At 74.2% G+C, this 20392-nt stretch carries 21 protein-coding genes; 7 read left to right on the top strand and 14 right to left on the bottom strand.

Annotated features, from left to right (window positions below; translation table 11 throughout):
- The first annotated feature begins 9 nt into the window (after positions 1-9).
- From AB0A94_RS33210 to AB0A94_RS33200, 3 genes are read left to right on the top strand one after another with little or no spacing between them, the layout of a single operon-like run.
- Positions 10-465: a hypothetical protein gene (locus tag AB0A94_RS33210; protein ID WP_361749918.1), complete on the top strand. Its 456-nt coding sequence runs from the start codon at positions 10-12 to the stop codon at positions 463-465.
- Between the two features lie 10 nt (positions 466-475).
- Positions 476-3589, top strand: coding sequence for an ATP-binding cassette domain-containing protein (locus tag AB0A94_RS33205; protein WP_361749915.1), 3114 nt, complete (start codon positions 476-478; stop codon positions 3587-3589).
- Positions 3586-4248, top strand: a complete 663-nt coding sequence (locus AB0A94_RS33200; RefSeq protein ID WP_361749912.1) for an ATP-binding cassette domain-containing protein — start codon at positions 3586-3588, stop codon at positions 4246-4248. The genes AB0A94_RS33205 and AB0A94_RS33200 overlap by 4 nt, the downstream gene beginning before the upstream one ends.
- A gap of 51 nt (positions 4249-4299) precedes the next feature.
- On the opposite strand, the gene AB0A94_RS33195 is transcribed toward AB0A94_RS33200, so the two are convergent.
- Positions 4300-4947 carry a transglycosylase family protein gene (locus AB0A94_RS33195; RefSeq protein WP_361749909.1) on the bottom strand — a complete coding sequence of 216 codons (648 nt, stop codon included), beginning with the start codon at positions 4945-4947 and terminating at the stop codon, positions 4300-4302.
- A 539-nt stretch (positions 4948-5486) separates the two neighbouring features.
- On the opposite strand from AB0A94_RS33195, the gene AB0A94_RS33190 reads away from it, so the two are divergent.
- Complete coding sequence (locus AB0A94_RS33190) at positions 5487-6269, top strand: hypothetical protein (RefSeq protein ID WP_361749906.1); 783 nt, start codon at positions 5487-5489, stop codon at positions 6267-6269.
- A 98-nt stretch (positions 6270-6367) separates the two neighbouring features.
- A complete protein-coding gene (locus AB0A94_RS33185) occupies positions 6368-6748 on the top strand; it encodes a hypothetical protein (protein WP_361749903.1) in 381 nt (126 codons plus the stop codon).
- 60 nt (positions 6749-6808) lie between these two features.
- Here AB0A94_RS33185 and der read toward each other — a convergent pair whose 3' ends face one another.
- The 5 genes from der to aroH all read right to left on the bottom strand — a co-directional run bounded on the left by der (position 6809) and on the right by aroH (position 11312).
- Entirely contained in the window at positions 6809-8302 is a 1494-nt protein-coding gene (gene der, locus AB0A94_RS33180) for a ribosome biogenesis GTPase Der (protein ID WP_361749900.1), read from the bottom strand.
- A gap of 78 nt (positions 8303-8380) precedes the next feature.
- Positions 8381-9028 carry a lysophospholipid acyltransferase family protein gene (locus AB0A94_RS33175; RefSeq protein ID WP_361749897.1) on the bottom strand — a complete coding sequence of 216 codons (648 nt, stop codon included), beginning with the start codon at positions 9026-9028 and terminating at the stop codon, positions 8381-8383.
- The gene (cmk, locus tag AB0A94_RS33170; RefSeq protein ID WP_361749895.1) at positions 9025-9711 is read right to left on the bottom strand and encodes a (d)CMP kinase; all 687 of its coding nucleotides are present in this window, start codon (positions 9709-9711) and stop codon (positions 9025-9027) included. Before cmk ends, AB0A94_RS33175 begins: the two co-directional genes overlap by 4 nt.
- Positions 9712-9867: 156 nt before the next feature.
- Positions 9868-10953: a prephenate dehydrogenase gene (locus AB0A94_RS33165; protein WP_361749893.1), complete on the bottom strand. Its 1086-nt coding sequence runs from the start codon at positions 10951-10953 to the stop codon at positions 9868-9870.
- Positions 10950-11312: a chorismate mutase gene (gene aroH / locus AB0A94_RS33160; protein ID WP_361749890.1), complete on the bottom strand. Its 363-nt coding sequence runs from the start codon at positions 11310-11312 to the stop codon at positions 10950-10952. Before aroH ends, AB0A94_RS33165 begins: the two co-directional genes overlap by 4 nt.
- Positions 11313-11509: 197 nt before the next feature.
- Between aroH and AB0A94_RS33155 the strand changes: the two genes are divergently transcribed.
- Positions 11510-11935 carry a Rieske (2Fe-2S) protein gene (locus tag AB0A94_RS33155; protein ID WP_361749887.1) on the top strand — a complete coding sequence of 142 codons (426 nt, stop codon included), beginning with the start codon at positions 11510-11512 and terminating at the stop codon, positions 11933-11935.
- Between the two features lie 22 nt (positions 11936-11957).
- Complete coding sequence (locus tag AB0A94_RS33150; protein ID WP_361749884.1) at positions 11958-12701, top strand: nucleotidyltransferase domain-containing protein; 744 nt, start codon at positions 11958-11960, stop codon at positions 12699-12701.
- Here AB0A94_RS33150 and AB0A94_RS33145 read toward each other — a convergent pair.
- From AB0A94_RS33145 to AB0A94_RS33110, 8 genes are all read right to left on the bottom strand, one after another.
- Entirely contained in the window at positions 12627-13379 is a 753-nt protein-coding gene (locus tag AB0A94_RS33145; protein ID WP_361749881.1) for a nucleotidyltransferase domain-containing protein, read from the bottom strand. The genes AB0A94_RS33150 and AB0A94_RS33145 overlap by 75 nt on opposite strands.
- A gap of 3 nt (positions 13380-13382) precedes the next feature.
- A complete protein-coding gene (locus AB0A94_RS33140; protein ID WP_361749878.1) occupies positions 13383-14411 on the bottom strand; it encodes an ADP-ribosylglycohydrolase family protein in 1029 nt (342 codons plus the stop codon).
- Positions 14408-15127: an NUDIX domain-containing protein gene (locus AB0A94_RS33135; protein WP_361749875.1), complete on the bottom strand. Its 720-nt coding sequence runs from the start codon at positions 15125-15127 to the stop codon at positions 14408-14410. Before AB0A94_RS33135 ends, AB0A94_RS33140 begins: the two co-directional genes overlap by 4 nt.
- 132 nt (positions 15128-15259) lie before the next feature.
- Positions 15260-16375, bottom strand: a complete 1116-nt coding sequence (locus AB0A94_RS33130) for a pseudouridine synthase (protein WP_361749872.1) — start codon at positions 16373-16375, stop codon at positions 15260-15262.
- Positions 16375-17028, bottom strand: coding sequence for an SMC-Scp complex subunit ScpB (scpB, locus tag AB0A94_RS33125; protein ID WP_361749869.1), 654 nt, complete (start codon positions 17026-17028; stop codon positions 16375-16377). The genes AB0A94_RS33130 and scpB overlap by 1 nt, the downstream gene beginning before the upstream one ends.
- The gene (locus AB0A94_RS33120) at positions 17025-18413 is read right to left on the bottom strand and encodes a segregation/condensation protein A (RefSeq protein ID WP_361749866.1); all 1389 of its coding nucleotides are present in this window, start codon (positions 18411-18413) and stop codon (positions 17025-17027) included. Before AB0A94_RS33120 ends, scpB begins: the two co-directional genes overlap by 4 nt.
- Before the next feature lie 18 nt (positions 18414-18431).
- The gene (locus AB0A94_RS33115) at positions 18432-18986 is read right to left on the bottom strand and encodes a hypothetical protein (RefSeq protein ID WP_361749863.1); all 555 of its coding nucleotides are present in this window, start codon (positions 18984-18986) and stop codon (positions 18432-18434) included.
- A complete protein-coding gene (locus AB0A94_RS33110; protein WP_361749860.1) occupies positions 18971-20107 on the bottom strand; it encodes a ParA family protein in 1137 nt (378 codons plus the stop codon). Before AB0A94_RS33110 ends, AB0A94_RS33115 begins: the two co-directional genes overlap by 16 nt.
- Between the last annotated feature and the right edge of the window lie 285 nt (positions 20108-20392).

The following is a 20392-nucleotide window of genomic DNA, read 5'->3' as shown; positions in this document are numbered from 1 at the left end:
GTGCAAACCATGCGGACAGCCCGGCAGCGGATCGCGCACCCCGTCCTCTGGGCGGGCCGGCTCGCGCTCGCCGCCGGCGCGGTGCTGTGCGTCATCGGCTGGTACGGCGTCTCGGGCGAGCGTCACGCCGAACGGCAGCTGCCCTACCTGGCTTCCGGCACCATTCCCGGAGCCGCGTTGATCGTCGCCGGGGCGGTGCTGCTCGCCCACGGCCGGGGCGCGAGCGCCGCCACCCGTGCGGAGGAGCCGTACGGCCTGTCTGCCGGTGATCCGGGCCGGCCGGCCGACGGGCCGGTGGCCGTCGGCGGGGAGATGCTGATGGTGCCGGGCGGGACCCTGTGGCACCGCGCGGACTGCCCGCTGGTCGCGGGGAAGGCGGAGGCGGTTCCGGTGGACGAGAAACTGGTCGCGGGCGGTGGGCTGGGGCCCTGCCCGATCTGCGAACCCGCCGAAGAGACCGGCTGAAGCCTCGCCGATGTCCTCGCTGACGTACGACCTCACCCTGGCCGGACTGTCGGTCGGCGCCGCGGCGGCGCTCACCGGGATCGGCCTGATCGTGACGTACCGGGCGACCGGGGTGCTGAACTTCGCGCACGGCGCGATCGCGATGGTGTGCGCCTATGTGCTGCGCGGCCTGGTGGTCGACCGGGGCTGGCCGCTGTGGTGGGCCGCCGCGCTGACGCTGCTGGTGGTGGCGCCGGGGATCGGGGTGGTGCTGGAGCGGTTCGTGTTCCGGCCGCTGTCCGTGCGGGGCGGCGATCCGGCGCGGACGCTGGTGGCGTCCCTCGGGGTGTTCGTGCTGCTGGTGGGCGGGGCGGCGCTGGTGTGGGGGCAGGGGGCGCGGGACGACGCGCCGGTGCTGGTGGCGGCGGAGCCGTGGGGACAGCTGGCGGTGGTGGCGGTGCTGGCCGCGGGGGTCGGGGCGGTGATCCGCCGGACGCGGTTCGGGCGGGAGCTGCGGGCCGTCGTGGACGACCGCCGGCTGGCCGTGCTCGCCGGTGTGGACGCGGACCGGGTGGCGGCGGCGGGCTGGGCGTTCGGTTCGTTCACGGCCGGTCTGACCGGCGTGCTGCTGGCGCCGTACGTGCGGCTCGACCCGTACGGGCTGCCGCTGCTCGTGATGGAGGTGGTGGCGGTCGCGGTCGCCGCGCGGATGCGCGGCCTGACGGTGGCGGTGGTCGTCGCGCTCGGCGTCGGGGTGGCGCAGAGCCAGCTGACGCGGCTGCACCCGTCCGGGTGGGGCGAGCCGTTGCTGCAGGCGGTCGGCGCCAACCTCTTCGTCGTGGCGCTGCTGGTCGCCACCCTCGTGCTGCCCGGAGTCGGCACGCGCGACGCGCCGCCGCGCCCCGTCACCGCGCGGGCGTCCGCTCCCCCGGGCGCCTGGCTCGTGGCCGGGGTGCTGTTCCTGCTGCCGCTGGGCTTCGCCGGGCGCGATCTGCACACGGCGGTGCAGGTGCCGGCGCTCGGGGTGGTGCTGCTGTCGCTGGTGGTCGTCACCGGCCGGGGCGGGCAGATCTCGCTCGGGCAGGCGGCGTACGCGGGTCTGGGCGCCCTTTTCACGGCGCTGCTGGCGGCCGGCCGCTTCCCCGGCCTGCCCCGGCTGCCGGAACTGGCCGCGCTCGCGGTGGCGGTCGTGCTGGTCGCTCCGCTGGGCGTGCTGACCGGCTGGCCGGCGATCGGCCGCCGGGGGCTCGCGCTGGCGCTGGCGACGTTCGCGGTGGGCGTCGGGGTGAGCCGGTTCGTCTTCGACCAGCCGTACGCCACGTCCGGACTGTCCCTGGGCCGCCCGGCGGGCTTCGACGGCGACCGGGCGTACTACGTCCTGGAACTGGTCCTCCTGGCGGGCGCGCTCCTCGCGGCCCGGGCCCTGCGCCGGGGCCGCACGGGCCGCGCCCTGGCGGCGGTGCGTGACCACGAGGCGGGGGCACGGGCGGCGGGCGTGCGCGTGCCGTCGCTGAAACTCCTCGCGTTCGTCTCCGGCGCCGCGCTGGCCGCGCTCGGCGGGGGCATGCTCGGCATGGGGCTGCGCGCCTTCGACCCTGCCGCGTACGACCCCGTGCGGGGCCTGCTGTGGTTCGCCGCGGTGGTGGTCCTGGGCGCCGACAGCGCCCTGGGCGCCCTCCTCGCGGCGGCCCTCCTGGTCGGCCTGGACGCGGGCACGCGCGGGGGCGTGGCAGCGGCGGTGATCGGCGTCCTGGCGGTCCTGTCCGGCCGCTTCCCGGACGGCCCCCACGAGGCCCTGCGCGACGCGGCGAACCGGCTCCGCGTCCGGTTCCGCCCGGCACCGGCCCCCTCGGCCGCACGCCGTCGTGCCCGCCCGTACCCTCCGGGACCGCCGCCAGGGCCGCCCCGGGTCCCGGCGGGCGCGACGGCGACGGGCGCCGGGCCGGGCCCGGGCGCCCGGGCCGGCGCACAGGGCACCGGCTTCCGGACCGGGATGCCGGAACGGACCGCCACCCGGACCGGCGAGCCGGGCACGGAGGCCCTCGGCCGCCCCGCAGCCACCGGTGGACCGCGAGCGTCGGCGGGCCGGCCTGCCGACGGCCCGGCACGACGGCGGGACGGCACAGAAGCCACCGAGGACGAACGCCCCGCCGGACGGCCGCCGGGGCACCCGCGCGAAGGAGAACCGGCCGCCGAGGGGCCACCGGGCCACGAGCCCGCACGACGGCGGAACGGCACGGGCCGGGAGACCACCGAGGACGAACGCCCCACCGGGCGGGCCCGGGAACTGCCCGGCCGGGGGGCGCCGCCCGCCCCGGCGCGCCGCTCCGCGGAGCCGCACGCGCCCCACCGGCCCCCGGCGCCGGGCGCCCCCGCGCCGGTGCGTGGGGGCGGGGGCGAGGCCCCGGTGGGGCGTCGGCACGCCGAACCCCCCGCACCGGCCCCCGGCCCCCCGGTGCTCGCCGCCCGCGGTCTGCGTGTCCGGTACGGCGGGTTCACCGCGCTGGACGGGGTGGACCTGGACGTCCCGGCCGGGCGGGTGACCGCCGTCGTCGGACCCAACGGCGCCGGGAAGAGCACGCTGTTCCACTGTCTGGCGGGGACCCTGCGCCCCGCGCGGGGGTCGGTCTCGCTCGGCGGGCGGGACATCACGCGGCGGCCCGCGCACGCCCGCACCCGGCTCGGGATCGCGCGGACGTTCCAGCAACTGGCGGTCTTCCCGACGCTGACCGTCGCCGAGAACGTGCGCGTCGGCGCCGAGCAGGGCCGGCTGCCCGATCCCGGCGCGGTGGAGCGGACGCTGCGGCTCCTCGGGCTCGACGGGCCGATGCGGGCGCGGCCCGCCGCCGGGCTGCCCACCGGGACGCTGCGCCGGGTGGAACTCGCGCGGGCCCTCGCCGCCGCCCCGCGCGTGCTGCTGCTCGACGAACCCGCCGCCGGTCTCGACACCGCCGAGGTCACCGCGCTGGCCCGGGTCCTGGGGGCGCTGGCCGCCGACGGCATGGCGCTCCTGGTCGTCGAGCACGATCTCGACCTGGTCGCCGGCCTCGCCGACGTCGTGCACGTGATGGCGGCGGGCCGGGTCGTCGCCTCCGGGCCGCCCGGGAACGTCCTGGACGCCCTCGGGGAGGCGGCCGGCCCGTGACCACCATCGCCCTGCGCCACGCGCGCGTGCGCCACGGCCCCCTGGAGGCCCTGCACGGCGTCACCCTCGTCGCGCCCGGCCCCGGCCTCACCGTGCTGCTGGGCCGCAACGGCTCCGGCCGTACGACCGCCCTGCGCGCGCTGGCCGGCGACGTGCCGCTGTCCGGCGGGGCCGTGGTGTGGGACGGGCTGGACGTGACCGGCGTACCGGCGTACGAGCGGGCCCGGCGCGGGCTGTGCCTGGTGCCGGAGCGGCGGGCGGTGTTCGGTTCCCTCACCGTGCGGGAGAACCTCGCCCTCGCCCTCCCCGACCCCGCTCGCGCCCTCGACGCCTACCCGCGGCTGCGGCCGCTGCTGGAGCGCCGGGCCGGCACGCTCTCCGGGGGCGAGCAGCGGATGCTGGCCCTGTGCCGGGCGCTGGCGCCGCGCGTGCGCGTGGCGCTCGTCGACGAGCCCGCCCAGGGCATGTCGCCGGCGGTCGCGGCCCGTACGTACGCGCTGCTGGCCGCGCTCGACGCGTGCGTGGTCGTCGCCGAGCAGCGGCTGCCGCCCGCCCTGCACGGCCGGCCCGCCTTCGTGTACGTGCTGCGCCGGGGCGCGGTGGTGTTCGCCGGCGAGGCCGGCGAACTCGGCCGGTCCGCCTCCGCGCGGCGGCCGTAGGCCCCGTCCGGGGCCGGCCGGACGGGGCCCGTGTCCCGGGCGGGGGGCGGCTCAGACGTCGAGGCGCTGCCCGGGCACGATCACGTCGGGGTCCCCGCCGATGACGGACCGGTTGGCCTCGTACAGGCGCTGCCAGCTCGTGCCGTACCGCGCGGCGATCCCGCTCAGCGTGTCGCCCGCGCGGACGGTGTGGTCGCCGCGGGACGCGCCCCGGTCCGTGTGCCCGGACGGTGCCGGGGTCCTGGCCGGCTCCGACGGTTTCGACTGCTTCGGCTGCTCCGACGGGGTTCGCTCCGCGGTCACCGGGTCCGCGGCGGGTGCGTTCCCGGCCGCTCCCGCGCGTGCCGAGCAGGTCGGCCAGGCGCCCCAGCCCTGGGCGCGCTGCACCTTCGTGGCGATCGCGATCTGCTGGGACCTGGTGGCCCGGTCGGCCGTCGGCGCGTGGGCCGTGCCGCCGTAGGCGCGCCAGGTGGCGGCGGAGAACTGCAGCCCGCCGTAGTAGCCGTTGCCGGTGTTGATGTGCCAGTCGCCGCCGCTCTCGCACTGGGCGATGCGGTCCCACACTCCGCCGTCCGCCGCCGTGGCGGTCCCGGCCGCGGCGAGCAGTCCGAGGGGCGCGAGCAGTGCCGCGCCGGCCAGAACGGCCGCCGTACGGGCCGTGCGGACGTGGTCGCGGGTGTTGTCGGCACATGCGGACATACAAGTCCTTCCCGAAGGACTCGGGGTCCCCGAGGCGGAGCGCCGCCCACCGCGTCATGGGACGCGTGGGCCGCGCTCGCCCCGTCCGCCTCCGGGTCGTGCGGTGGTGCCGTGCGGTGTGGTCGGCGGACGTACCCGAGCGGTGCTCGTTGCACACGGCGGAGGAATCTAAGGAGCCCCCGGCGCCGGGATCAACCAACGCCCCGTCGCACCAGGCCAGTTGCCCCTTACCTCGAGTAGCGGCGATTTTCGGCCACCCATTTCATTCCCTGATTTCGGGATTTGTCGACCAGCACACGGGGCACCCTGTGAGCCACTTCACCCCTTCAACGGCACTGCGACAGCGAGGAGTTGACGATGAGTGGCCGGTTCCGCGCCGAGCGTGACCGTGCGCGCTGGATGGTTCGATTCCGTTCGCCCTGGGGCGTGACTACCGCCACAGATCGCCCGTTGTCTTCTGCATGAGCCGGGGACCCACCCGGACCACGGGCCGGGAGCCACCCGGCCTCGCCACGCACCGCATCCCGAGGGAGCCACCCGTGCCGCGCATGCTCGACGTCAGCGACGAGGTACGCGCCGAGATCGGCGACGAAGAAGCAGCCCGCCTGCTCGCCGGGGAGTCCGCCCCGGGCAGTTACGACTGCACCTCCTGCCGCACCCCGGGCGACCCGGAGCAGGAGCGCACCAGCACCGTCCTGTTCATCGGGGACGAGACCGCCGTCCTCGCCTTCGCCCACGCCGGCTGCCTGCCCTCGCAGGTCGTCCAGGTCACCGAGGAACAGCTCCAGGGAGCCGTGCGGGCCATCGGCGGCGACACCGGGGAACCGGCGTCCGCGCAGGCCGCCCCCGAACAGGCCGTGCTCGGAGTGACCAGCGGACTGGTCCTGATCTCCGGGGAGTTGCACCCGGCGCTGGTCGTGGAGCCGACCGCGCCGGTCGCACGGCCCGGTTCGCCCGGGGCCGGCGACGACTTCCTGCCGCTCCTCATCGAGCAGGGCTTCATGCCCCTGACCGAGCTGTCGGCCGTACCGCCGGCGCTGCACGGCTGGTCGGTCCTGCTCGCCGCGGGGCAGCTGCACGCCGTGCTCCAGCCGAACCCCCACGGCGGCCGTCCGGTGGCCTGGTGGCAGGCGCACCAGCCGCTCCAGGTCACCGACGGCTGGCGGTCGGCCGCCAACAAGCACCAGCAGGTGCTGATGTTCGCGGCCCCGGTCGGCTCGATCGGCCGCCAGCCGCGCGAGGACCTGCTGCGCGACGCGCTGGACAAGGCGGCGGCGAACGGGAAGCTCGTCGCCGCGGCACTCCCCCTCGCCGGCCTCTGACCGACTCCGCCGGCGCCCGGCCGGCACCCGACGGAACACCGACGGCGAATGCCGCAAAAGAGCCGCATCCCTTACGGCACGGGGTCGTTTGGACATACGTGCACGCATACGACGTTCCCCGCCGCCAGTCCCTCGCCTCGGTCCCCGCACCCGTGCGCCCGGCGCAGGGCTCCCGGAGCGGCCTCTCGGCCACGCCGATCTACGACGCCCTCTACACCGAGTACGTCAAGTCCTTCCGTTCGCTGCCGGGTGACCGCAGCGGCGAGGAGGAACTGGGCTTCACCGCCTTCGGGAACATCCCGCGCAGTACGGACTCGTACGGCGGCCACGGCTCGAGCACGTTCGGCGCCTCCCTCGTGAGCGTCGGCCGCCAGGGCACCGGACCGCAGTGGCAGCGGGTCGGCACGGTCGGCCGGCCCGCCTCCGGGATGCACCACGTGCCGGCCGGACTGCCGCCGGCCCCGCGCAGGGGCGCCTGACCCGGGCGCGGCGAAGGGGCGGCCCCACCGGGACCGCCCCTTCGTCATGTCTGCCGTCGGCTACTTCTTCTTGTTGCCGCGCTTCTCCCGCACCCGCACGGAGATGTGGATCGGCGTCCCCTCGAAGCCGAACTCCTCCCGCAGCCGGCGCTCGATGAACCGCCGGTAGCCGGCCTCGATGAAGCCGGAGGCGAACAGCACGAACCGCGGCGGCTTGGTGCCGGCCTGGGTGCCGAACAGGATGCGCGGCTGCTTGCCGCCCCGCACGGGGTGCGGGTGGGCGGCGACCAGCTCGCCGAGGAAGGCGTTCAGCCTGCCCGTCGGGACCCGGGTCTCCCAGCCCTCCAGGGCCGTCTCGATGGCCGGGACCAGCTTCTCCATGTGCCGGCCGGTGCGGGCCGAGACGTTCACCCGGGGCGCCCACGCCACCTGACCGAGCTCGGTCTCGATCTCTCGCTCCAGGTAGTAGCGGCGCTCCTCGTCGAGGGTGTCCCACTTGTTGAACGCGAGGACGAGGGCCCGGCCCGCCTCCACGGCCATGGTGACGATCCGCTGGTCCTGCACCGAGATGGAGTCGGCGGCGTCGATGAGGACGACGGCCACCTCCGCCTTCTCGACGGCGGCGGCGGTGCGCAGCGAGGCGTAGTAGTCGGCGCCCTGCTGGAGGTGGACGCGCTTGCGGATGCCCGCCGTGTCGACGAACTTCCACGTCTTGCCGCCGAGTTCGATCATCTCGTCGACCGGGTCACGGGTGGTGCCGGCGAGTTCGTTGACGACGACCCGCTCCTCGCCCGCGACCTTGTTCAGCAGCGAGGACTTGCCGACGTTGGGACGGCCGATCAGGGCGATGCGGCGCGGGCCGCCGACCGCGGTGCCGAAGGTCTGCGCCGGGGCCTCGGGCAGGGCCTCCAGGACCTGGTCCAGCATGTCGCCGGTGCCGCGGCCGTGCAGCGCGGAGACCGGGTGCGGCTCACCGAGGCCCAGGGACCACAGGTAGGACGCGTCGGCCTCGCCGCTCGGGCCGTCCACCTTGTTGGCGCACAGCACGACCGGCTTGCCGGCCTTGCGCAGCAGCCGGACGACGGCCTCGTCGGTGTCGGTGGCGCCGACCTTGGCGTCGACGACGAAGACGACCGCGTCGGCGGCCTCGATGGCGTACTCGGCCTGGGCGGCCACGGAGGCGTCGATGCCGAGGACGTCCTGCTCCCAGCCGCCGGTGTCGACGACCTTGAAGCGGCGGCCCGCCCACTCGGCCTCGTAGGTGACGCGGTCGCGGGTGACGCCCGGCTTGTCCTCGACGACCGCCTCACGGCGGCCGATGATGCGGTTCACCAGGGTCGACTTGCCGACATTGGGACGGCCGACGACGGCGAGCACGGGCAGCGGACCGTGGCCCGCCGCCTCGAGGGCGCCCTCGACGTCCTCGAGGTCGAAGCCCTCCTCCGCGGCGAGCTCCATGAACTCCGCGAACTCGGCATCGCCCAGCGCCCCGTGGTCGTGCTCGTGCGCACCCTCGTACGCGTCCGAGCCGTCGGGCTGGATGTGGTCGTTCATGAAGTCCGTACCTCTGCGTTCATCGTGGTGATCGGTGGAACGCCCCGTGCACGGGGCTGATCCACTACTCAGTGTCGCCTAGCGCCCGGTGAGGCGCCTGGCGTTTTCCAGGTGCGCGGTGAGCTGCTTCTGGATGCGCTCGGTCGCCTCGTCCAGCGCCTTGCGCGTACGTCTGCCGCTGCCGTCACCGGCGTCGAAGGGGTCGCCGAAGACGACGTCGACGCGGGAGCGCAGCGGAGGCAGTGCCTTTATCAACCGTCCCGACCGCTCGGAACTTCCCAGGACGGCGACCGGCACGATCGGCGCGCCGCTGCGGACGGCGAAGTACGCGAGCCCCGCGCGGAGCGCGGCGAAGTCGCCCTCGCCCCGGGTGCCCTCGGGGAAGATGCCGAGGACGCCGCCCTGCTCCAGCACGCCCAGCGCCCGGGAGATCGCCGTGCGGTCGGTGCTGTGCCGGTCCACCTTCAGCTGGCCGATGCCGGTCAGGAACGGGTCGAGCGGGCCGACGAACGCCTCCTTCTTGATCAGGAAGTGCGTCGGCCGGGGCGCCACGCCCATGACCATGGGGCCGTCGACGTTGTGGGAGTGGTTCACGGCGAAGATCACCGGGCCGGCCGCGGGCACCCGCCAGGCGCCCAGCACACGCGGCTTGAACAGCCCGTACATCAGGCCGACGCCGATGCGCCGGCCGACCTCGGCGCCGCGCACCGATGGTACGTCGGTCACTTCCCGGCCCGCTTCTCCTCGACGAGGGTGACGACACACTCGATGACCTGCTGGAGCGTGAGGTCGGTGGTGTCCACCTCGATCGCGTCGTCGGCCTTGGCCAGCGGGGAGGTCTTGCGGCCGGCGTCGGCCGCGTCCCGCTTGATCAGGGCCTCGCGGGTGGTGTGCAGGTCGGCGCCCTTGAGCTCGCCGCTGCGGCGGGCGGCCCGGGCCTCCGCGCTGGCGGTGAGGAAGATCTTGAGGTCGGCGTCGGGCAGCACGGTGGTGCCGATGTCGCGGCCCTCGACGACGATGCCGGTGACGGCGGAGGCGGCGATGGACCGCTGCAGCTCGGTGATCCGGGTCCGCACCTCGGGGACCGCGGAGACCGCGGAGACCTTGGAGGTGACGTCCTGTCCGCGGATCGGGCCGGCCACGTCGACGCCGTCGACGGTGATCGTCGGGTCCTGGGGAGCCGTACCGGAGACGATCTCGGGCTTGCCGGCGACGGCGGCGATCGCGGAGGGGTCGTCTATGTCGATGCCGTTGGTCACCATCCACCAGGTGATGGCCCGGTACTGGGCGCCGGTGTCCAGGTAGCTCAGGCCGAGCTGCGCCGCCACGGCCTTCGACGTGCTCGACTTGCCCGTGCCGGAGGGGCCGTCGATGGCGACAATCACGGGCTGGGCGGCGCCGTTTTCCACGGGGGAACACCTTCCTGGTGCGGTGGAGTGGTGTGTGCGGGGCGCGGACACGCCCCGCACCAGGTTACCGGCCTCCCGGAACCCTTCCGACAAGCGGACGATCCGGCCCTTCGGGGGGGGGAAGGACCGCCTCCGGGCCTTCCCCGCCCCGGTCCGTCACTGCCGGATCGCCCAGCCCCGCTCCCGCAGCCCCGCCGTGAGGACGGGGGCCGCCTTGGGCTCCACCATGAGCTGGACCAGACCGGCCTGCTGTCCGGTGGCGTGCTCGATGCGGACGTCCTCGATGTTGACGCCGGCGCGCTCGGCGTCCGCGAAGATGCGGGCCAGCTGGCCGGGCTGGTCGTCGATGAGCACCGGCACGGTCTCGTAGACGCGCGGCGCGGAGCCGTGCTTGCCGGGGACGCGGACCTGGCCGGCGTTGCCGCGGCGCAGCACGTCCTCGATGCCGGTGCTGCCCTCGCGGCGCTTGTCCTCGTCGGAGGACTGCAGCGCGCGCAGGGCGCGCACGGTCTCCTCCAGGTCGGCGGCGACGTCCGTGAGCAGGTCGGCGACCGGCCCGGGGTTCGCGGAGAGGATGTCGATCCACATCCGGGGGTCGGAGGCGGCGATCCGGGTCACGTCCCGGATGCCCTGCCCGCACAGTCGTACGGCGGCCTCCTCGGCGTGCTCCAGGCGTGCGGCGACCATGCTGGACACCAGGTGCGGCATGTGGGAGACGAGGGCCACGGCCCGGTCGTGGGCGTCGGCGTCCATGACGACGGGCACGGCCCTGCAGTGCGAGACCAGCTCCAGGGCGAGGTTCAGCACCTCGGTGTCGGTGTCCCGGGTCGGGGTGAGCACCCAGGGGCGCCCCTCGAAGAGGTCCCCGGTGGCGGCCAGCGGACCGGACCGCTCGCGGCCGGACATCGGGTGGGTGCCGATGTACGGGGCCAGGTCGAGCCCGCGCTCCTGGAGCTCGCGGCGCGGTCCGCCCTTGACGCTGGCGACGTCGACGTAGCCGCGTGCCGCACCGCGCCGCATCGCGTCGGCGAGCACGTCGGCCACGTGGGCGGGCGGGGCGGCGACGATCGCCAGGTCGACCGGCCCGTCGGGCGTCTCGTCCGTGCCGGCGCCCAGCGCGGCGGCCGTACGGGCCTGCTCCGGGTCGTGGTCGGCGAGGTGGACGGCGACGCCCCGCTGGGACAGGGCGAGGGCGGCGGACGTGCCGATCAGTCCGGTGCCGATGACGAGTGCGGTCCTCATTGGGCGATGTCCTTGCGCAGGGCGGCCGCCGCGCCGAGGTAGACGTGCGCGACGTCGGCGCGGGGCCGGTCGGAGTCGATGTGCGCGAGGACTCGGACGACGCGGGGCATGGCGCCCTCGATGTCCAGTTCCTGGGCGCAGATCAGGGGGACGTCGACGATGCCGAGCTTGCGGGCGGCGGCGGCCGGGAAGTCGCTGTGCAGGTCGGGCGTGGCCGTGAACCAGAGGCTGATCAGGTCGTCGGTGTGCAGGCTGTTGCGCTCCAGGATCGCGGTGAGCAGCGCGCCGACCCGCTCCTCCATGTGACCGGCCTCGTCCCGCTCCAACTGGACGGCCCCCCGGACCGCGCGTACCGCCACGACGATGCTCCTTGCTGCTGACGTGCGTGTCTGCTGTTCGGTCGTCCAGCGTAGTCAGCCCGCGCGGGGGGCGGTGCCGGATGCCCGCACCCTGAGACGGGTGATACGCGCGGTTTGCGACGCTTTGTCGTAGGTTGCTTCTCGTTCGGCACATTCGGTGTCAGGATGCGGGAACCGCGACCTCCGGGAGTGATGACATGACCCCTCGTGCGACGCGCCGCACGGTTCTTCTCGCGACGGGCGCGGCGGCGCTGGCCGCCGGCTGCGGCTCGGACGGCGGGAACGGCTCGGACGGCAGGGACGGCGACGGGGACGGCGCCCCGCCGGAGACCGCCGGGCAGGAGCTGATCTCGACCGCCGACGTCCCGGTGGGCGGGGGCACGGTCCTCGCGGACGAGAAGATCGTGGTCACCCAGCCCGAGGAGGGCGGCTTCAAGGCCTTCTCGGCGATCTGCACCCACCAGGGCTGTGTCGTGGCCGACGTCGCGGACGGCACGATCAACTGCGCTTGTCACGGCAGCCGGTTCAGGATCGCCGACGGCTCGGTGGAGCGGGGCCCCGCGGCCCGGCCCCTGCCCGAGGAGCCGATCACGGTGGAGGGAAATTCGATCCGCCGGGCGTGATCCACCGCGTACGCTCCCGGGCATGCGCCCCGAGACCCTGGTCGGCGACCACACTATCTACGCCTGCGTCATGGGCTCGCGCGCCTTCGGTCTGGCCACCGAGGGCAGCGACACCGACCGCCGGGGCGTCTTCCTCGCGCCCACGCCGCTGTTCTGGCGCTTCGAGAAGCCGCCGACGCACGTCGAGGGCCCGGCCGAGGAGCAGTTCAGCTGGGAGCTGGAACGCTTCTGCGAGCTGGCCCTGCGCGCCAACCCCAACATCCTGGAGTGCCTGCACTCCCCGTTGGTGGAGTACGCCGACGCCACCGGCCGCGAACTGCTGTCCCTGCGCGGGGCGTTCCTCTCCCGCGGGGTCCACGAGACCTTCACGCGGTACGCCCACGGCCAGCGCCGCAAGCTGGAGGCGGACGTCCGCGCGCACGGCGCCCCGCGCTGGAAGCACGCGATGCACCTGCTCCGCCTGCTGATCAGCGCCCGCGACCTGCTCCGCACGGGCGTCCTCACGATCGACGTGGGCGAGGACCGCGAGTCCCTGCTCGCGGTGAAGCGGGGCGAGGTGTCCTGGTCCGAGGTGGAGTCCCGGATGACCCGGCTGGCGGAGGAGGGCGCGGAGGCCGCCCGGCGCAGTCCGCTGCCCGAGGAGCCGGACCGCCGCCGGGTGGAGGACTTCCTCGTCCGCGCCCGCCGCGCCTCAGCCCTCCAGCCTGATCCGTACGACGAGGTCGTGCAGGGCGTCGTACGCGGTGGGGGCGTCGGGCAGGGCTGACGCGGCCTGCGCCTCGTCCAGCACGCCGTGCAGCCGCTCCACGTCGGCCCGCACGCGTGCGTGGTCGACGGCGGCGTCCCCGTGCTCGCGCTCCGCCTTGGCGGCGATCAGCTCCGGCAGGTGGTCCGGGGCGGCGTCGACCTCCCCGGCGAGGGTGGGCAGATGGGGCTGCACCTCGCCGGAGCGCATCAGGTGGATGCCGGTGAGCAGCACCCGGAAGGTGTAGAGCAGCGGTTTGAGTTCGCCGGTCCTCTCGAACAGCCGCCACTGGGTCTGCGCGAATCCCCGGTAGTGGTGGGCGTGGTGGCTGGTGAGGACAGCGGGGGCGAGCGCGGCCAGTTCGCGGTGGGCGTCGGTGGTGTGCACGACCAGCGGGGACAGCAGCTGCTCCAGCACATAGCCGTTGCGCCGCAGCATCAGGCGGACGAACTTGCGCAGGTCGTGCGTGACCAGGTCCATCTCGACGCCGTCCCTGACCCACATCCGGGACCGGGTCTCGTCCGGCTCGCGCAGCCCGACGAGGTCGGCGGCGGGCAGCAGGTGCACGCCCCGCAGGTCCACGTCGGAGTCGCGGGACGGGAAGCCGTACAGGTGCGCGCCGGAGACGGTGGCGAACAGCACCGGGTCGGGCTGTTCGGCGATCACCGGGCTCAGGTCGAGGTCCAGGGCGTCGGTCATGGCTCAAGCGTCCCAGAGCGTGCCCAGCGCCAGCAGCTCACCCCGGTACTCGATGCGGTCGGCCCAGCCGGCCGGCCAGGCGTCCGCGCCCAGGTACGCGCCGGCGAAGGCGCCCGTGAGGCAGGCGATGGAGTCGGAGTCGCCCGCGGTGCAGGCGGCCCGGCGCAGGGCGGTGAGGGGTTCGTCGACGAAGAGGAGGAAGCAGAGCAGACCGGTCGCCAGGGCCTCCTCGGCGATCCAGCCCTCCCCCGTGGCCAGGCACGGGTCGGTCTCGGGCGAGACGGTGCGTACGGCGTCCCGGAGGCGCTCCAGGACCTCCAGGCACTCGTCCCAGCCGCGCGCGATGAAGTGCTCGGGGGTGGGGTCCTGGGCGCGGGTCCACAGGTCGCCGAGCCAGGACTCGTGGTAGCGGGTGCGGTTGTCGTAGGCGTAGGAACGCAAGCGTCCGATCAGGCCGGTCGGCTCGGCGCCCTCCGCCAGCAGCCGTACGGCGTGCGCGGTGAGGTCGGAGGCGGCGAGCGCGGTGGGGTGGCCGTGGGTGAGGGCCGACTGCAACTGGGCGGCGCCCGCGCGTTGTTCGTCGGTCAGGCCCGGGGCCAGGCCCATGGGGGCGACGCGCATGTTGGCGCCGCAGCCCTTGGAGCCGATCTGGCTGGCGTCCTGCCAGGGCCGGTCCTCGCGGGCCAGCAGGTGGCAGGCCTTGAGACAGGTGTTGCCGGGGGCGCGGTTGTTCTCGGGCGAGCGGTACCACTCCACGAACTCCTCGCGCACCGGCCGCTCCAGCCGCTTCGGGGTGAGCGGCCCGCGGTCCATGGCCGTCCGCAGCCCCCGCCCGAGCGCGAGGGTCATCTGGGTGTCGTCCGTGACGATCGCAGGCTTCGGCAGGTCCATCTCGCGCCAGGGCCCGAGCTTCGCGAGGATCGACGGCACGTCGTTGAACTCGGTCGGGAAGCCCAGCGCGTCCCCGAGGGCGAGTCCGGTGAGCGCTCCCGTGGCGGCGCGCTTGGTGACGGTGGTCGTGGTCGTGGTCATGCGGGGCGTCCTTCCGGGGTCGGCCGGAGCAGCGGCGGGTGGAGGGCGGTGGCGGTGCCCGCGCGGTAGAGGGCGGCGGGTTTGCCCCGGCCGCCGGTGAGGCGCGCGGCGCCGGGGACGGCTTCGACGAAGCCCGGGGTGGCGAGCACCTTGCGCCGGAAGTTGGGCCGGTCGAGGGCGGTGCCCCACACGGTCTCGTAGACCTGCTGCAGCTCCCCGAGGGTGAACTCGGGCGGGCAGAAGGCGGTGGCGAGGCAGGTGTACTCGAGCTTGGCGCCGACGCGTTCCCGCGCGTCGGCCAGGATCCTGTCGTGGTCGAAGGCGAGCTCCCGCGCGGAGTCGTACGGCGTCCAGCGGGCCTGCGCCGCGTCGCTGCCGCCGTGCGCCTCGGGGGCGTCGGGCAGGAGGGCGGCGAAGGCGACGGAGACGACCCGCATGCGGGGGTCGCGGCCGGGTTCGCTGTAGGTCCGCAGCTGCTCCAGATGCGGTCCGGACACGTCCGTCAGCCCGGTCTCCTCGCCCAGTTCGCGCCGCGCGGCGCTCTCGGCGGACTCGTCCGGCCGGAGGAAGCCGCCGGGCAGCGCCCACCGTCCGGCGTACGGCTCCTGGCCGCGCTCGACGAGCAGCACGTGCAGCGCGCCCGCGCGGAGGGTGAACACGGCGAGGTCGACGGTGACGGCGAAGGGCTCGAAGGCGTACTTGTCGTAGCCGTCCATGACCCGCACCCCTTTAATAGTCGCAGTGACTATTAAAGGGGGTGCGGGTCGGGCGCACAAGCCCTCCGAGGCCGGCAACCCTCGGAGGTCGGCAGCCCCTGGAGGCCGGCAGTCCCTGGAGGCCGGCAGTCCTTAGAGGTCGACCTCCTGCATCAGCATCCCGACCTCGGTGTTCGACAACCGCCGCAGCCATCCCGACTTCTGGTCGCCCAGGGTGATCGGCCCGAAGGCGGTGCGCACCAGCTTGTCGACCGGGAAACCGGCCTCCGCGAGCATCCGGCGCACGATGTGCTTGCGGCCCTCGTGCAGGGTCACCTCGACGAGGTAGTTCTTGCCGGTCTGCTCGACGACCCGGAAGTGGTCCGCGCGCGCGTAACCGTCCTCCAGCTGGATGCCGTCCTTGAGCCGCTTGCCCAGGTCGCGCGGGATCGGGCCCACGATGGCCGCCAGGTACGTCTTCTTCACGCCGTACTTGGGGTGGGTCAGCCGGTGCGCCAGCTCGCCGTGGTTGGTGAGCAGGATGACGCCCTCGGTCTCGGTGTCGAGCCGGCCGACGTGGAAGAGCCGGGTCTCGCGGTTGGTGACGTAGTCACCGAGGCACTGCCGCCCCTCTGGGTCCTCCATGGTGGAGACGACACCGGCGGGCTTGTTCAGCGAGAAGAACTGGTACGACTGGGTGGCGACGGTCAGGCCGTCGACCTTGACCTCGTCCTTCTCCGGGTCGACCCGCTTGCCCTGCTCGAGGACGATCTCGCCGTTGACCTCGACGCGCGCCTGCTCGATCAGCTCCTCGCAGGCACGCCGGGAGCCGTAGCCCGCGCGGGCGAGCACCTTCTGCAGCCGCTCGCCCTCCTGCTCGGCGCCGGGGAAGGTCTTGGGCAGTTTGACGTCCTTCTTGCCCGCGTACCGCTCGCGGTTGCGCTCCTCGGCCCGCGTCTCGTACTCGCGGGACGTGGCCGGGACCGAGCGCCCCCGCTGCAGGGGCTTCTTCGGCCCGCCCTTGGCGCCTCCGCGGGCCGTGGGGCCGCGGCCCGACTTGGGACCCTCCTGGGTGGCGCCGGGGCCCACGTCGTAGCGCCGCTCCTCCGGGCGCGGCTTCTTCGGACGACCGCCCTGCCTGCCGTCTCGGTTGTTGCCGGCACCGCGGTGATCACCGCGGCCACCGCCGCTCCCGCCGCGGCCGCCGCTGTTGCCACCACGGCTCCCGCCGTTGTTTCCGCTGCTGTTCCTGCCGCTGCTGCTTCGCATCAAAGTTCCGTCTTGTCGTCTGCGTCCTCGGAATCCGGGGCGCCCGGATCGAACGACGGGACCGCTTCCAGCGTCTCGGCCTCGATCGCCTCCGCCTCCGGGAGGAAGGGCGCGAGCTCCGGGAGCTCGTCCAGACCGCGCAGGCCCATCCGCTCCAGGAAGTAGTTCGTCGTCGTGTACAGGATCGCACCTGTTTCGGGTTCCGTGCCCGCCTCCCCGATCAGACCGCGCTGCAGGAGGGTGCGCATCACGCCGTCGCAGTTGACTCCGCGCACGGCGGAGACGCGGCTGCGGCTGACCGGCTGCCGGTAGGCGACGACCGCGAGGGTCTCCAGGGCGGCCTGGGTGAGCCGGGCCTGCTGGCCGTCCAGGACGAAGCCCTCGACGGCGGCGGCGTACTCGGGGCGGGTGTAGAAGCGCCAGCCGCCCGCGACCAGGCGCAGCTCGAAGCCGCGGCCCTGGACGGTGTACTCGTCGGCCAACTCGCGCAGCGCGTCCGCGACCTGGCGCTTCGGGCGCTCCAGTACCTTCGCCAGGTGCTCCTCGGTCGCGGGCTCGTCCACGACCATGAGGACCGCCTCGAGGGCGGGCTTGAGGTCGAGCTCCGCGACGGCGCGCGGCCCCGCGGTGGTCCCGGTCGTCTCCTCGCTCACGGTTTCCTCTCCTCCTCGGGCTGCTCCGGCGGCCGGTCGAACTCGTCGGTGACCGTCGGTGCGGCGTCCCCGTCCCCGCCGGTCCAGCGGACGGTCAGCTCGCCGAGCGCGGTCTCCTGGTCGAGGGCGACGGCCTTCTCGCGGTACAGCTCCAGCAGGGCGAGGAACCGGGCCACGACGGTCAGGGTGTCGTCCGTGTCCCCGACGAGGGCCCGGAAGCTCGCCTCGCCGAGTTCCCTGAGCCGGGCGACGACGATCCCGGCCTGCTCCTGCACGCTGACCAGCGGCGCGTGGATGTGGTCGACGTACACCTGCGGCTCGGGCCTGGGCTGCATCGCCTTGACGGCGAGCCGGGCGAAGCCCTCGGCTCCGATGCTGATGACGACCTCGGGCAGCAGCTCGGCGTGGTGCGGTTCGAGTCCGACGGTACGGGGATAGCGGCGGCCCTCGTCGTCGAGGCGCCGGCTGAAGATGTCGGCGATCTGTTTGTACGCGCGGTACTGCAGCAGCCGCGCGAACAGCAGGTCCCGGGCCTCGAGGAGGGCGAGGTCGGCCTCGTCCTCCACCTCGGCGGCGGGCAGCAGCCGGGCCGCCTTGAGGTCGAGCAGCGTGGCCGCCACGACCAGGAACTCGGTCGTCTCGTCCAGGTCCCAGTCCGGCCCCATGGCCCGGATGTACGCCATGAACTCATCGGTCACCTTGGACAGCGCGACCTCGGTGACGTCCAGCTTGTGCTTCGAGATCAGCTGCAGCAGCAGGTCGAACGGCCCCTCGAAGTTCGCCAGCCGGACCTTGAACCGCCCGTCGTCGTCCTCGCCGGCGTCGATCGCGCCGGTCCCGGCCCCGGACGCCTCCGCCACCGCGGGTCCCGGTGCGCCGGGCACGCCCGCCGTCCCGCCGACGGCCGGGGCGTCCGGCCCCGCCGCCGGGTGCGGCGCACGCGCGGCGGTCTCCACGACCGCCTCCCGCACCGGTGGCGTCCCCTGCTCCAGCGGTGAGGGCCCTCCGGGGAACGTCCCGGCGCCCGCCCGCTCCACGATCGCCGGGCCGGCCTTCGACCCCGCCTCCCCGGGCACGACGGTCCCGTCCTCCGACGCGGCCACCGGCTCCACCGGCGAGGGACGCCTCAGGGGCCCCGGACCCGGCTCCTCCGATCCGGCGACCGTGCCGCCCTCCGGCTCGACCGGGGACGGGACCTCGGCGGAGGACTCGGCGTCCGCCTCCGCCGCGGGCGCCCGCCGCACGGGACCCGGCTCGGCGGCCGGGTCGTCCGGCGGCGCCGTCGGTGCGGCCGGCGCGGGCGCCGGCGGGACCGCTCCCGGGCCCCGGCCCAGGGTGCGGCGGTTCGGCCGGTTGCCGGGGGCGGGTGCGTCGTACGAGGTCATGGCCTCCGCAGGCTACCGCTACCGTCCCCGGAGACGTCGTACGAGGATGCTGGCGTCCCCGCGGCTCTCCAGGTCGGCGAGGACCACGGCGACCGCCTCGCGGACGATCCGGCCCCGGTCCACCGCCAGCCCGTGCTCGCCGCGCAGCACCAGGCGCGCGTGTTCGAGGTCCATCAGCTCCTCGGCGGACACGTACACGGTGATCTTCTCGTCGTGCCGCTCACGGCCGCTGGGCCGCCGCGACGCCGCTCGCCCCCGCTTGCGCTGGGCCGCGCCGTCCTGCGCCGCCTGGCGCCGCCCGGAGCCCGCCGCGTCGCGGTTGCGGGACTCCCCGGCCCCGTCCGGCTCCGCGTCCGCCGCGACGTGCTCCGCGCCCTCGCCGTCGCCGCCCTGCGCGGGCACCGACTGCGGCGCGTCCTCCACGGCGGCCGCCGCCGCGTCGCCCTCCCCCGCGGGTGCGGGGACACGGGCGTCGCCGTTGGCCTGGCGCCTGGGGGTCGACGCCTGGAGCGCCATCCCCCCTGTCGTACGGAAGAGTTCGTCGGCCCCCGGCAGACTCACTCGGCGTGACACCGGGCGAGCACCTCCCTGGCGAGCTGGCGGTAGGCGGCGGCACCGACGGAGTTGGACGCGTACGTGGTGATCGGCTCACCGGCGACCGTGGTCTCCGGGAAGCGGACCGTGCGCCCGATGACCGTGTGGTAGACGTGGTCGTCGAACGCCTCGACCACCCGCGCGAGCACCTCGCGGCTGTGCACCGTGCGCGAGTCGTACATGGTGGCGAGGATGCCGTCGAGCTCCAGGTCGGGGTTGAGCCGCTCCTGGACCTTCTCGATGGTCTCGGTCAGCAGCGCCACACCGCGCAGCGCGAAGAACTCGCACTCCAGCGGCACGATCACCTTGTGCGCTGCGGTCAGCGCGTTGACCGTGAGCAGGCCGAGCGAGGGCTGGCAGTCGATCACGATGTAGTCGTAGTCGTCCATCAGCGGCTTCAGCGCCCGCTGCAGCGTGGACTCGCGCGCGACCTCGCTCACCAGCTGCACCTCGGCCGCCGACAGGTCGATGTTGCTGGGCAGCAGGTCCATGTTGGGGACCGCGGTCTTCAGCAGCACCTCGTCGGCCGCCATGCCCCGCTCCATGAGCAGGTTGTAGACGGTGAGGTCGAGCTCCATCGGGTTGACGCCGAGACCGACCGACAGCGCGCCCTGCGGGTCGAAGTCGACGAGCAGCACCCGGCGTCCGTACTCCGCGAGCGCGGCGCCCAGGTTGATGGTCGACGTGGTCTTGCCGACGCCGCCCTTCTGGTTGCACATCGCGATGATCTTCGCGGGACCGTGGTCGGTCAGCGGACCCGGGATCGGGAAGTACGGCAGCGGGCGCCCGGTCGGGCCGACGCGCTCACGGCGCTGGCGCGCCGCGTCGGGCGCGAGCGTGGCCGCGTACTCGGGATCGGGCTCGTACTCGGCGTCGGGGTCGTAGAAGTGCCCCTCGGGCAGTTCGTCGTAGTCGGCGAAATGGTTGTGGGGCGCGCCACTTCCGTCGCCGGCCATGGCGTTCACGTGATGGCCATCCATGCTCTGGGGTGCTGGTTGAGTCACCACCGAAGTCCGGTGACTCCGGTGGGCTGCGAAGGTGCGCACAGCAACGGAGCCGACAGCAGCGGATCCCGCGGGCCCCTGGTCCGGCGCAGGCATTCCTGGTTGACCACCCCCGGGAGTAAATGTCGACTCATTCACAAGTCGTCTTACCTCCTTGGTGACCAGGAAACTTCTAGACAGGTCAGCGTGGCACCATGCCGACGATTGGCGACTCTATGGCGTGTCGACCGTTCGCAGCAACACAATCCGCCGGACCCGGCCCGATGTGTCGGCAATGAAACATCCCTCTGTCAAGGGCGTACGGCCGTCGCACGGCAGGTTTCACGGGTGTGCGAATCGGGAGAAGGGTTACGTTCGAGGCGAGTTGCCCCGGAACCAGGA

This window comes from Streptomyces sp. NPDC044984 (genome assembly GCF_040646935.1).
Classification (GTDB): domain Bacteria; phylum Actinomycetota; class Actinomycetes; order Streptomycetales; family Streptomycetaceae; genus Streptomyces.
The sequence above is the reverse complement of the archived record's forward strand: the minus strand, read 5'-3'. Positions and strand labels throughout refer to the sequence as shown.